Here is an 11,465-nt window from a genome sequence, read left to right as displayed (position 1 = left end):
AGCCCCACGACGGCCAGGGCGGCGGGCACGCCCGTCACGTCGCTGCCCTTCGCGGTCAGCGGGAACGCGCCGCCGGCCACCGTGGCGGTGCCCTCCGACCACTGCTGCCGGGTGGCGAGCAGGGCCACGGCCGCGCCCAGGGCACCGCTCAGCAGGGCGACGGCGAGGCTGAGGCGGCCACTGCGGGCGGAGCCGGCGGCCTCGGAACGGGGGGTAGGTACAGCAGTCACGCCCTCCACTATCGCCTGAACCCCGGGCGAACCGACACCCGGGGTTCACCTCGGACGCCCCTCAGGCCGTCCCCAGCCGGTTCGCGGTGTGCACCGCGCGCAGCACCGCCGCCGCCTTGTTGCGGCACTCGGTGTCCTCCGCGACCGGGTCGGAGTCGGCCACGATCCCCGCTCCGGCCTGCACGTACGCGGTGCCGTCCCGCAGCAGGGCGGTACGGATCGCGATCGCGGTGTCGGAGTCGCCCGCGAAGTCGAGGTAGCCGACGCAGCCGCCGTACAGCCCGCGCCGGGACGGTTCGAGTTCGTCGATGATCTGCAGCGCGCGGGGCTTGGGCGCCCCGGAGAGCGTGCCGGCCGGGAAGCAGGCGGTGAGCACGTCGAACGCGGTGCGGCCGGCGCCGACCCGGCCGGTGACCGTCGAGACGATGTGCATGACGTGCGAGTACCGCTCGACGGACATGAAGTCGACGACCTCGACGGAGCCGGGTTCGCAGACCCGTCCGAGGTCGTTGCGCCCGAGGTCGACGAGCATCAGGTGCTCCGCGCGTTCCTTGGGGTCGGCGAGCAGTTCGTCGCCGAGGGCCTGGTCCTCCTGCGGGGTGGCGCCGCGGTGCCGGGTGCCGGCGATGGGGTGGACCATGGCGTGCCCGTCCTCGACCTTCACCAGTGCCTCGGGGGACGAGCCGACCACGTCGAAGCCGTCGAAGCGGAACAGGTACATGTACGGGGACGGGTTGGTGGCCCGCAGCACCCGGTAGACGTCGAGGGCGCTCGCCGTGCACGGCGTCTCGAACCGCTGGGAGGGGACGACCTGGAAGGCCTCCCCCGCGCGGATGCGTTCCTTGATGTCCTCCACGGCCTGCCGGAAGTCGGGGCCGCCCCACCGCGCGGTGTACTCGGGCAGCTCGGAGGGCGGCAGCACGGCGGGCGGCTGGGCCACCGCGCGGGTGAGGTCGGCCTCCATGGCGTCGAGCCGGGCCACGGCGTCGGCGTACGCCTCGTCGACGCCGGTCTCCAGGTCGTTGTGGTTGATCGCGTTGGCGATCAGCCAGACCGCGCCCTCCCAGTGGTCCATGACGGCGAGGTCGCTGGTGAGCAGCATGGTCAGCTCGGGCAGCCGCAGGTCGTCCCGCTCGCCGGGGCCGACCTTCTCCAGGCGGCGCACGATGTCGTAGCCGAGGTAGCCGACCATGCCGCCGGTGAAGGGCGGAAGGCCCAGGTCGTGGGCGAGGTCGCGCGGGGTGTGCAGGGTCTGGAGGGTCGTGCGCAGCGCGGCGAGCGGGTCGCCGTCGACGGGGACGCCGACCGGCGGGGTGCCCTCCCAGTGGGCCTGCCCGTCGCGCTCGGTGAGGGTGGCGGCGGACCGTACGCCGACGAAGGAGTAGCGGGACCAGGACCTGCCGTTCTCCGCGGACTCCAGCAGGAAGGTGCCGGGGCGCTCGGCGGCGAGTTTGCGGTAGAGCGCGACCGGGGTGTCGCCGTCGGCGAGGAGCTTGCGGGTGACCGGGATGACCCGGCGGTCGGTGGCGAGCTTGCGGAACGTCTCGAGGTCCATGGCGGCAGACCCTACTGATCCGAGGCGGGGGCGTCCGCCACCAGCACGTCGGCGTCGAAGCAGGTGCGGGCGCCGGTGTGGCAGGCGGCACCCACCTGGTCGACCTTGACCAGCACGGTGTCGGCGTCGCAGTCCAGGGCGACCGACTTGACCCACTGGAAGTGGCCGGAGGTGTCCCCCTTGACCCAGTACTCCTGACGGCTGCGCGACCAGTAGGTGCAGCGGCCGGTGGTGAGCGTGCGGTGCAGCGCCTCGTCGTCCATCCAGCCCAGCATCAGCACCTCTCCGGTGTCGTACTGCTGGGCGATGGCGGGCAGGAGGCCGTCGGGGCTGCGCTTGAGCCGCGCGGCGATCTCCGGGTCGAGGCGGCTGGGCCGGGACGTGCTGCTGGTCATGCCGACCATTGTGCCGCGCCCCGGTCGACGGATCCGGACGATGTCCACTGGTTGGGAACAGTGGCGCGCGGCGCCCCGTCGGGAGGCGGCGGCCGGACGACGGGTGGGCGGACTCCCCGCCCGGCCGTAGGCTGGCGTGCATGTCGACCCATGCCAAGCGTGAACGACTTCTCCTGGCCGATCTGCTGGAGACCACGGGCCCTCAGGCCCCCACCCTCTGCGAGGGCTGGACGACCCGGGACCTCGCCGCCCACGTGGTGGTGCGCGAGCGCCGCCCCGACGCGGCCGGCGGCATGCTGGTCAAGCAGTTGGCGGCGCGTCTGGAGCGGGTGACGGCGGAGTTCACCGCCAAGCCGTACGAGGAGCTGATCCAGCTCATCCGGACGGGTCCGCCGCGCTTCTCGCCCTTCTCGCTCAAGCAGGTCGACGAGCTGTCGAACACCGTCGAGTTCTACGTCCACACCGAGGACGTGCGCCGCGCCCAGCCCGACTGGACGCCGCGTGAGCTCGACCCGGTGTTCCAGGACGCCCTGTGGTCGCGTCTGGAGCGCTCCGCGCGGCTGATGGGCCGCGGGGCGCCGACGGGTCTGGTGCTGCGCCGTCCGGACGGCCAGACGGTGGTGGCCCACCGTGGCGCCCCGGTGGTCACGGTGACCGGTGAGCCGTCCGAGCTGGTGCTGTTCGCCTACGGCCGGCAGAGCGCCGCCGAGGTCGAGCTGGACGGCGACGAGGACGCGATCGCGAAGCTGCGCGAGACCGGACAGCTCGGCATCTGAACCGCACCCGAAAGGCGCAGCTCGTGATCAAAGTGGCCATGACCAGTGTGTACGTCGACGACGTGGCGAAGGCGCACGCCTTCTACACCGATGTCCTCGGCTTCGAGACCCGCACCCACATGGATCTGGGCGGCGGCACGCTGTTCGTCACCGTGGGCGCGAAGGAGGGCGCCCAGCGGGACCTGGAGCTGCTGCTGGAGCCGGGGCAGGGGCCCATAGCGGAGCCGTACCGCAGGGCGGTGCGCGAGGCGGGGCTGCCCGCGATCGTGTTCTCCGTGGACGACCTCCGCGCGGAGTTCGAACGGCTCCGCGGGGAGGGTGTCCACTTCGTCCAGGACCCGCAGGAGCAGGGTCCGGTGATCACCGCCGTCCTGGACGACACGGTCGGCAATCTCATCCAGCTGGCCCAGCCGACCGGCTGAGCGTCACCGCACCGGGTGACCGGCTTCCCGCAGCGTCTCCTTGACCTGGCCGATGCGCAGGTCGCCGAAGTGGAAGACGGAGGCGGCCAGCACCGCGTCCGCGCCCGCCGCGACCGCCGGCGGGAAGTCGGCGAGCTTGCCGGCGCCACCGGAGGCGATCACGGGGACGGTGACGTGCTTGCGGACGGCGGCGATCATCTCCAGGTCGTAGCCGTCCTTGGTGCCGTCGGCGTCCATGGAGTTGAGCAGGATCTCGCCGGCGCCCAGCTCGGCGGCCCGGTGTGCCCACTCGACGGCGTCGATGCCGGTGCCGCGACGGCCGCCGTGCGTGGTGACCTCGAAGGAACCGGAGTCGGTGCGCCGGGCGTCGACCGAGAGCACCAGGACCTGCCGGCCGAAGCGTTCCGCGATCTCGCGGATGAGGTCGGGCCGGGCGATGGCCGCCGTGTTGACGCCCACCTTGTCGGCGCCCGCGCGGAGCAGCTTGTCCACGTCCTCGGTGGTACGGACGCCGCCGCCCACCGTCAGCGGGATGAACACCTGCTCGGCGGTGCGGCGCACCACGTCGTACGTCGTCTCGCGGTTGCCCGACGAGGCGGTGATGTCCAGGAACGTCAGCTCGTCGGCGCCCTCGGCGTCGTACACCTTGGCCATCTCGACGGGGTCGCCCGCGTCGCGCAGGTTCTGGAAGTTGACGCCCTTGACGACCCGGCCGTTGTCCACGTCCAGGCAGGGGATGACTCGGACCGCCAGGGTCATGAGGTCACGGCTCCTCTGAATGCTTCGAGTTCCACTGAGACCAGGACGCGCGAGTCGACGAAGCCCTCGACCACCAGGAGGGTGGTGACCGGGCGCACCGCGTCGAACAGCTCCTTGTGGGCGCGTCCGGCCGCGTCGACGTCCCGCGCGTGGGCGAGGTGGAGGCGCGTGCGGATCACGGACCCGATGCCGAGTCCGAACTCGCCGATCGCCTCCAGCGCGCTGGTGAAGGCCACCTTGGTCTGCTCGTACGGGTCGCCCTCCCCGTACAGCACATCGCCCCGGAACGCGGTCGTGCCCGCCACCAGGACGCGGTCGCCCGCCGCCACGGCACGTGCGGAGCCGAGGGTCTCCTCCCAGGGATTCGTGCCCTGCACGCGCCGTACGGCATCGGACGTCATCGGGCTGTGTCCTTCCTCAAGACGTGGCCTCCGGTTTCAAGACGTGACCTCCAGGGCCTCTTCCAGGGTGAACGCCTTGGCGTACAGGGCCTTCCCGACGATGGCGCCCTCGACACCGAGCGGCACGAGGCCGGCGATGGCGCGCAGGTCGTCCAGGGAGGAGACGCCGCCGGAGGCGACCACGGGGCGGTCGGTGGCGGCGCAGACGTTCTTCAGCAGCTCCAGGTTGGGGCCCTGGAGGGTGCCGTCCTTGGCGATGTCGGTGACGACGTAGCGGGCGCAGCCCTCCTTGTCGAGGCGCTCCAGCGTCTCGTAGAGGTCGCCGCCGTCGCGGGTCCAGCCGCGGCCGCGCAGCGTGGTGCCGCGGACGTCGAGACCGACGGCGATCTTGTCGCCGTGCTCGGCGATGACCCGGGCGACCCACTCGGGGGTCTCCAGGGCGGCGGTGCCGAGGTTGACGCGGGTGCAGCCGGTGGCGAGGGCGGCGGCGAGGGTGTCGTCGTCGCGGATGCCGCCGGACAGCTCCACCTTGATGTCCATCGCCCCGGCGACCTCGGCGATCAGCGCGCGGTTGTCGCCGGTGCCGAACGCGGCGTCGAGGTCGACCAGGTGCAGCCACTCGGCGCCCGAGCGCTGCCAGGCGAGGGCGGCCTCCAGGGGGGAGCCGTACGAGGTTTCCGTCCCGGACTCGCCGTGCACCAGGCGGACGGCCTGGCCGTCGCGGACGTCGACGGCGGGGAGGAGTTCGAGCTTGGCCATGTCTCTACAGGGTTCCGATCCAGTTGGTGAGGAGCTGGGCACCGGCGTCGCCGGACTTCTCGGGGTGGAACTGGGTGGCCCACAGGGCGCCGTTCTCCACGGCGGCCACGAACGGCTTGCCGTGGGTGGACCAGGTGACCATCGGGGCGCGCATCGCCGGGTTGGTGGTCTGAAGGGTCCAGTCGTGGACGGCGTAGGAGTGCACGAAGTAGAAGCGGGCGTCCGTGTCGAGGCCGGCGAACAGCTCGGAGCCGGCCGGGGCGTCCACGGTGTTCCAGCCCATGTGGGGCACGATGTCGGCCTGGAGCGGCTCGACGGAGCCGGGCCACTCGTCGAGGCCCTCGCTCTCCACGCCGTGCTCGATGCCCCGCGCGAAGAGGATCTGCATGCCGACGCAGATGCCCATCACCGGGCGCCCGCCGGAGAGCCTGCGGTCGACGATCCAGTCGCCGCGCGCCTCCTTGAGGCCCTTCATGCAGGCGGCGAAGGCGCCGACGCCGGGCACCAGCAGCCCGTCGGCGTTCATGGCCGCGTCGAAGTCGCGGGTGATCTCGACGTCGGCTCCCGCGCGGGCGAGGGCGCGCTCGGCGGAACGGACGTTGCCGAAGCCGTAGTCGAAGACCACGACCTTCTTGGTGGTGCTCAAGGGTTCACACCTCCAGCCTCAGGAGCCCCGTGCCGAGGCACATCACGGCGCCGATGGAGAGCAGCACGACGAGGCTCGTGGGCATCTTCTGCTTGACGAAGGAGATGATCCCGCCGACGAAGAACAGGCCGACGACGATCAGGACGGTGGACAGACCGTTCATGGCTTACAGCGCGCCCTTCGTGGAGGGCAGGATGCCGGCCGCGCGGGGGTCGCGCTCGGAGGCGTAGCGCAGGGCGCGGGCGAGGGCCTTGAACTGGCACTCCACGATGTGGTGCGCGTTGCGCCCGTAGGGCACGTGCACGTGCAGCGCGATCTGGGCCTGGGCGACGAAGGACTCCAGGATGTGCCGGGTCATCGTCACGTCGTACTCGCCGATCATCGGCGCCATGTTCTCGGGCTCGGTGTGCACGAGGTAGGGGCGGCCGGAGAGGTCGACGGTGACCTGGGCGAGGGACTCGTCCAGCGGGACCGTGCAGTTGCCGAAGCGGTAGATGCCCACCTTGTCGCCGAGCGCCTGCTTGAAGGCGGCGCCGAGCGCGAGGGCGGTGTCCTCGATGGTGTGGTGGGAGTCGATGTGCAGGTCGCCCTCGGTCTTCACGGTGAGGTCGAACAGACCGTGCCGGCCGAGCTGGTCGAGCATGTGGTCGTAGAAGCCGACCCCGGTGGAGATCTCGGTCCTTCCGGTGCCGTCGAGGTCGATCTCGACGAGGACGGACGTCTCCTTGGTGGTGCGTTCCACGCGTCCAACGCGGCTCATGCGCTCTGCTCCTTCTTGATGTCACGTACCGCGTCGAGGAACGCGTCGTTCTCGGCGGGGGTGCCCGTGGTGACCCGCAGCCATCCCGGTACGCCGTTGTCCCGGACCAGGACGCCCCGGTCGAGGATCTTCCGCCAGGTGGCGTGGGAGTCCTCGAACCGTCCGAACTGGACGAAGTTGGCGTCGGACTCGGTCACCTCGTAGCCGAGGGCGCGCAGTTCGGCGACCAGCCGGTCGCGCTCGGCCTTGAGCTGCTCGACGTAGCCGAGCAGCGTGTCGGTGTGCTCCAGGGCGGCCAGCGCGGTCGCCTGGGTGATCGCGGAGAGGTGGTACGGCAGCCGGACGAGCTGGACGGCGTCGACGACCGCCGGGTGCGCGGCGAGGTAGCCGAGGCGCAGGCCCGCCGCGCCGAACGCCTTCGACATGGTGCGGGAGACGACCAGGTTGGGGCGTCCGTCGATCAGCCGCAGCAGCGAGTCGCCGTGGCTGAACTCGATGTACGCCTCGTCGACGACCACCATCGACGGCTTGGCCGCCTGGGCGGCCTCGTACAGTGCGAGGACCGTCTCCGGGGGGACCGCGTTGCCGGTGGGGTTGTTGGGGGTGGTGACGAAGACGACGTCGGGCCGGTGCTCGGCGATCGCCTTCTCGGCGGCGGCGAGGTCGATGGTGAAGTCCTCGTTGCGCGGCCCGGAGATCCAGCCGGTGCCGGTGCCGCGCGAGATGAGGCCGTGCATCGAGTACGACGGCTCGAAGCCGATGGCGGTACGGCCCGGCCCGCCGAAGGTCTGCAGCAGCTGCTGGATGACCTCGTTGGAGCCGTTGGCGGCCCACACGCTCTCGACGCCGACCGGGTGTCCGGCGGTCTTCGTCAGGTATTCGGCCAGCCTGGTGCGCAGTTCGACCGCGTCCCGGTCGGGGTAACGGTTGAGGTGCCGGGCGGCCTCGCGGACCCGCTCGGTGATCCGCTCGACCAGCGGCTCGGGCAGCGGGTAGGGGTTCTCGTTGGTGTTCAGCCGTACGGGGACGTCCAACTGGGGGGCGCCGTAGGGGGACTTGCCGCGCAGCTCGTCCCGTACGGGAAGATCGTCGATTCCGAAGCTCACTTGTTCTCAGGCACCTTCCACCCGAACCTCGCCTTGATCGCCGCGCCGTGCGCGGGCAGGTCCTCCGCCTCCGCCAGCGTGACCACGTGGTGCGCGACCTCGGCCAGCGCGTCCTCGGTGTAGTCGACGATGTGGATGCCGCGCAGGAAGGACTGGACGGACAGGCCCGAGGAGTGGCAGGCGCAGCCGCCGGTGGGCAGCACGTGGTTGGAGCCGGCCGCGTAGTCGCCGAGGGAGACCGGGGACCAGGGACCGACGAAGATCGCGCCCGCGTTGCGCACCCGGTCGGCGACCGCGGCGGCGTCGGCGGTCTGGATCTCCAGGTGCTCGGCGCCGTAGGCGTCGACGACCCGCAGGCCCTCGTCGAGGCCGTCGACCAGGACGATCGCCGACTGACGGCCGGACAGCGCAGGGACGATCCGTTCGTCGATGTGCTTGCTGGCCTTGACCTGCGGTTCCAGCTCCTTCTCCACGGCGTCCGCGAGCTCCGCGGAGTCGGTGACGAGGACGGCGGCGGCCAGCGGGTCGTGCTCGGCCTGGCTGATCAGGTCGGAGGCGACGTGCACCGGGTCGGCGGTGGAGTCCGCGAGGATCGCGATCTCGGTCGGGCCGGCCTCGGCGTCGATGCCGATCATGCCGGTGAAGTAGCGCTTGGCGGCGGCGACCCAGATGTTGCCGGGGCCGGTGACCATGTTCGCGGGCGGGCAGGACTCGGTGCCGTACGCGAACATCGCGACGGCGGTGGCGCCGCCGGCCGCGTAGACCTCGTCGACGCCGAGCAGGGCGCAGGCGGCGAGGATGGTCGGGTGCGGCAGGCCGCCGAACTCGGCCTGGGCCGGGGAGGCGAGCGCGAGGGACGGGACGCCGGCCTCCTGGGCGGGCACCACGTTCATGATCACGGAGGACGGGTAGACGGCCCGGCCGCCCGGCGCGTACAGCCCCACGCGGTCGACCGGCACCCACTTCTCGGTGACCGTCCCGCCGGGCACGACCTGGGTGGTGTGCGTGCCGCGGCGCTGCGCGCGGTGAACGAGCCGGGTGCGGCGGACGGACTCCTCCAGGGCCGCGCGCACGGGCGGGTCCAGCTCTTCCAGCGCGCGCTCCAGGGCGGCGGCCGGTACCCGTACCTGCTCCAGCTTCACGCCGTCGAACCGCTCGGCGAAGTCGATCAGCGCCGCGTCGCCCCGATGATGCACGTCCTCGCAGATGGGCCGCACCTTCTCCAGGGCGGCCGCGACGTCGAAGTCGGCTCGGGGCAGCAGGTCGCGCAGGGCGGGGCCCTCGGGGAGGACGTCGCCGCGCAGATCGATTCGGGAGATCACGTGCTCAATTCTCTCAGACCCGCACGGTGGGCCGTCCGCCCGTTCCAATGGCTGATACGTCACGTCCCCGGTGACGGTGCGCGCACATTTCCGAGATCCTCTTCACTTTCCGTGTTCGACACGTCACTTCACCGGGCATGAACGGTTGTACGAAGGGACGAACCGACGAGTAGATGGGGAGGAGGAGAGTTCCGTGACCGAGGGGGTGGGACCGGGCGGCGGAGAGCCGCCGGAGGATCTGACCGCCACGGAGGCCGGGATGTGGCAGGCCTTCCGCAACGGCAGCGTGTACGACCTGAGCAGCGGTGACACGACCGTCGACGATCCGCACGGAGGACATCCGTGGGGCCCCGAGCGGACGGTCCGGGCGCGCGTCGTGTGCTGGCTGCTGCTGGACGGGCCGCCCGCCCTGGCCGGCCGGGTCTCGTCGTTGAAGCTGGTCGGGGTGCAGATCAGCGGCGCACTGGACCTGGCGGGCGGCACGGTGGTGCCGTACCTGGAGATGCGGGCCTGCCGCTTCGAGCGGGACGTGCTGCTGCCGGAGGCCCGCTTCACGACCGTGCGGATGGTGGACTGCTCGATACCGCGCCTGGAGGCGGCCCGGCTGCACACCGAGGGCGATCTGCACCTGCCGCGCTGCCGGTTCCTGGGCGGCATACGGCTCACCGACTCGCGGATCGGCACGGATCTGCTGCTCAACCAGGCGATCGTGCACCGGGACCGCAGCGGCCGCTCGATAGCCGCCGACGGAATGAACGTGGGCCAGGACCTCCAGGCGGAGATGCTGGAGTCGCACGGCGAGCTGAGCCTGCGCAGCGCGACGATCGGCGTGTCGCTGAGCCTGCGCGGGGCCCGGCTGGTCAACCCGTACACCCGGCTCGCGCTGAACGCGCCGCAGCTGACCGTGGAGCGCTCCCTGTACCTGACCCCGGCGGGGGTGGGGGCCCAGGCGCGCAGCGGGATGACACCGGCGCGCGGGACGCGGATCCAGCGCTTCGAGTGCCAGGGCGGGGTGCGCCTGGACGACGGGCGGTTCGGGGACGCGGTCGACTTCGAGGGGGCCCGGTTCACCTTCACCGACGAGCAGGAGCTGTCGCTGCGCCGGGTGCAGACGCCGGAGCTGCGCTTCCTCGGGGAGCGGCCGGTGCGCGGCAGGGTCGTGCTGTCGGGGGCGAAGGTGGTCAACCTGATGGACAGGGCGGACAGCTGGCCCGGACCGGGCCGGCTGCACATGGGCGGCTTCACCTACGAGAACCTGGTGCCGCGCGGGCCGTTCCCGCTGACGCTGCGGCTGCGCTGGGTGGACGCGGCGAGCGCCGAGTACAACCCGGAGCCGTACGAGCGGCTGGCCGCCGTGCTGCGGGAGGGCGGGGAGGACGAGGACGCCCGCGAGGTGCTGCTCGCCAAGCAGCGCCGGCGCCGCGAGAGCCTGCCGATCGCCGCCAAGCTGTGGGGTTACGCGCAGGACTGGACGGTCGCCTACGGATACCGTCCGGGCCGGGCCGCGGTGTGGATGGCGGTGCTGTGGGCGGCCGGTTCGCTGGCCTTCGCGCGGGCCGATCACCCGCCGATGAAGAGCGGTGAGCACCCGGCGTGGAACCCGCCCCTGTTGGCCCTGGACCTGCTGCTGCCGGTGATCGACCTCGGCCAGGTCGGCTTCTGGCAGCTGCGCGGCGGCTGGCAGTGGCTGTCGGCCGCGTTCATCCTGCTGGGCTGGATCCTGGCGACGACGGTGGCGGCGGGGGCGACGCGGACACTGCGCCGTACGTGACGGCCCTGGGGCCGGTGGGGGGCGTGAGAAGCGCGCGCAAGGTGAGGAAAGCACTGCTTTTTGCCGGGCCTTGACCGAACCCCGTACAACCTTCCATGACTTCCGTGTCGCCTCTGGCGCCGCTGTGACCTGCGGTCTTTCAATGGTCGACACCATGGCTCTGATGGACGCGTTCACCCGCACATCCCGGGTGCGAGGAAAGACGACGGGCGCCACGTCCCCCGCCCCCGTCGTGCTGCCCGCGGACGACGAGGTGCTGCTCGACGCACCCGACGACCAGCTGGGCCCGGCGCTGGTCGGGGCCGCGGCCGGTGACCACACGCCCGCCGCCGAACTGCTCGCCGTCACCCGGCGCAGCGGCGCCTGGGAGCACCGCGACCGGTATGTGCGCCGCCTGGCCTCCTTCGCGCGTTCGCGCCCCGAGTGGCTGGACACCTGGCGCACCCACGACCCGCGCGACCCCGACGGGCTGCTGGTGGACGCCCAGCGGGCGGTGGACCGCGCCTGGGACTCACCGGCCCGCGTCGAGCTGCTGCGCGAGGTGAGCCCGCTGATCACGGCCG

Annotated in this window: 13 protein-coding genes and 2 pseudogenes; 4 read left to right on the top strand and 11 right to left on the bottom strand. The window is 71.9% G+C overall.

All coding sequences use genetic code 11. The annotated features are described in order from the left end of the window. The 3 genes and pseudogenes from B7767_RS00865 to hisI all read right to left on the bottom strand — a co-directional run. Window positions 1-239 (bottom strand): annotated as a pseudogene (locus B7767_RS00865) (Trp biosynthesis-associated membrane protein); the annotation flags it as partial. A 52-nt stretch (window positions 240-291) separates the two neighbouring features. Next, on the bottom strand, window positions 292-1,785 hold the full coding sequence (locus B7767_RS00860; protein WP_085570382.1) for an anthranilate synthase component I: 1,494 nt from the start codon (window positions 1,783-1,785) through the stop codon (window positions 292-294). 11 nt (window positions 1,786-1,796) lie between these two features. After that, complete coding sequence (gene hisI / locus B7767_RS00855; RefSeq protein ID WP_085570381.1) at window positions 1,797-2,189, bottom strand: phosphoribosyl-AMP cyclohydrolase; 393 nt, start codon at window positions 2,187-2,189, stop codon at window positions 1,797-1,799. A gap of 131 nt (window positions 2,190-2,320) precedes the next feature. Here hisI and B7767_RS00850 point away from each other — a divergent pair, with 131 nt between their 5' ends. Beyond that, window positions 2,321-2,956, top strand: a complete 636-nt coding sequence (locus tag B7767_RS00850; RefSeq protein WP_085570380.1) for a TIGR03085 family metal-binding protein — start codon at window positions 2,321-2,323, stop codon at window positions 2,954-2,956. A gap of 23 nt (window positions 2,957-2,979) precedes the next feature. After that, window positions 2,980-3,378 (top strand): VOC family protein, encoded by a 399-nt coding sequence (locus B7767_RS00845; RefSeq protein ID WP_085570379.1) that lies wholly within the window; start codon window positions 2,980-2,982, stop codon window positions 3,376-3,378. Window positions 3,379-3,381: 3 nt separating this feature from the next. Here the strand turns inward: B7767_RS00845 and hisF are convergent, their stop codons facing one another. The 8 genes from hisF to hisD are packed head-to-tail and all read right to left on the bottom strand — an operon-like array spanning window position 3,382 to window position 9,131. Next, entirely contained in the window at window positions 3,382-4,137 is a 756-nt protein-coding gene (hisF, locus tag B7767_RS00840; RefSeq protein ID WP_085570378.1) for an imidazole glycerol phosphate synthase subunit HisF, read from the bottom strand. After that, window positions 4,134-4,538 carry a Rid family hydrolase gene (locus B7767_RS00835; RefSeq protein ID WP_085570377.1) on the bottom strand — a complete coding sequence of 135 codons (405 nt, stop codon included), beginning with the start codon at window positions 4,536-4,538 and terminating at the stop codon, window positions 4,134-4,136. The genes hisF and B7767_RS00835 overlap by 4 nt, the downstream gene beginning before the upstream one ends. 36 nt (window positions 4,539-4,574) lie before the next feature. After that, the gene (gene priA / locus B7767_RS00830; protein WP_085570376.1) at window positions 4,575-5,297 is read right to left on the bottom strand and encodes a bifunctional 1-(5-phosphoribosyl)-5-((5-phosphoribosylamino)methylideneamino)imidazole-4-carboxamide isomerase/phosphoribosylanthranilate isomerase PriA; all 723 of its coding nucleotides are present in this window, start codon (window positions 5,295-5,297) and stop codon (window positions 4,575-4,577) included. Window positions 5,298-5,301: 4 nt separating this feature from the next. Then, the gene (hisH, locus tag B7767_RS00825; protein ID WP_085570375.1) at window positions 5,302-5,943 is read right to left on the bottom strand and encodes an imidazole glycerol phosphate synthase subunit HisH; all 642 of its coding nucleotides are present in this window, start codon (window positions 5,941-5,943) and stop codon (window positions 5,302-5,304) included. A gap of 4 nt (window positions 5,944-5,947) precedes the next feature. Further along, window positions 5,948-6,106, bottom strand: a complete 159-nt coding sequence (locus tag B7767_RS46080; protein ID WP_179166989.1) for a hypothetical protein — start codon at window positions 6,104-6,106, stop codon at window positions 5,948-5,950. Between the two features lie 3 nt (window positions 6,107-6,109). After that, window positions 6,110-6,703 (bottom strand): imidazoleglycerol-phosphate dehydratase HisB, encoded by a 594-nt coding sequence (hisB, locus tag B7767_RS00820; RefSeq protein WP_085570374.1) that lies wholly within the window; start codon window positions 6,701-6,703, stop codon window positions 6,110-6,112. Next, a complete protein-coding gene (locus B7767_RS00815; RefSeq protein ID WP_085570373.1) occupies window positions 6,700-7,809 on the bottom strand; it encodes a histidinol-phosphate transaminase in 1,110 nt (369 codons plus the stop codon). Before B7767_RS00815 ends, hisB begins: the two co-directional genes overlap by 4 nt. Continuing rightward, a complete protein-coding gene (hisD, locus tag B7767_RS00810) occupies window positions 7,806-9,131 on the bottom strand; it encodes a histidinol dehydrogenase (RefSeq protein WP_085570372.1) in 1,326 nt (441 codons plus the stop codon). The genes B7767_RS00815 and hisD overlap by 4 nt, the downstream gene beginning before the upstream one ends. 193 nt (window positions 9,132-9,324) lie before the next feature. On the opposite strand from hisD, the gene B7767_RS00805 reads away from it, so the two are divergent. Together B7767_RS00805 and B7767_RS00800 are read left to right on the top strand one after the other, a co-directional pair. Then, window positions 9,325-10,902, top strand: coding sequence for an oxidoreductase (locus B7767_RS00805; protein ID WP_085570371.1), 1,578 nt, complete (start codon window positions 9,325-9,327; stop codon window positions 10,900-10,902). A 142-nt stretch (window positions 10,903-11,044) separates the two neighbouring features. Continuing rightward, window positions 11,045-11,465, top strand: a pseudogene (locus B7767_RS00800) (hypothetical protein); the annotation flags it as partial.

It is taken from the genome of Streptomyces sp. 13-12-16 (assembly GCF_002114215.1).
Lineage (GTDB): Bacteria > Actinomycetota > Actinomycetes > Streptomycetales > Streptomycetaceae > Streptomyces.
Note: the sequence above shows the minus strand (reverse complement) of the source record. Positions and strands in the feature narration are given on the sequence as shown.

Coding starts and splice junctions, on each gene's coding strand:
- hisB (WP_085570374.1), bottom strand. CDS start 6,703: ATGAGCCGCGTTGGACGCGTGGAACGCACCACCAAGGAGACGTCCGTC.
- hisI (WP_085570381.1), bottom strand. CDS start 2,189: ATGGTCGGCATGACCAGCAGCACGTCCCGGCCCAGCCGCCTCGACCCG.
- B7767_RS46080 (WP_179166989.1), bottom strand. CDS start 6,106: ATGAACGGTCTGTCCACCGTCCTGATCGTCGTCGGCCTGTTCTTCGTC.
- hisF (WP_085570378.1), bottom strand. CDS start 4,137: ATGACCCTGGCGGTCCGAGTCATCCCCTGCCTGGACGTGGACAACGGC.
- B7767_RS00860 (WP_085570382.1), bottom strand. CDS start 1,785: ATGGACCTCGAGACGTTCCGCAAGCTCGCCACCGACCGCCGGGTCATC.
- B7767_RS00850 (WP_085570380.1), top strand. CDS start 2,321: ATGTCGACCCATGCCAAGCGTGAACGACTTCTCCTGGCCGATCTGCTG.
- priA (WP_085570376.1), bottom strand. CDS start 5,297: ATGGCCAAGCTCGAACTCCTCCCCGCCGTCGACGTCCGCGACGGCCAG.
- B7767_RS00835 (WP_085570377.1), bottom strand. CDS start 4,538: ATGACGTCCGATGCCGTACGGCGCGTGCAGGGCACGAATCCCTGGGAG.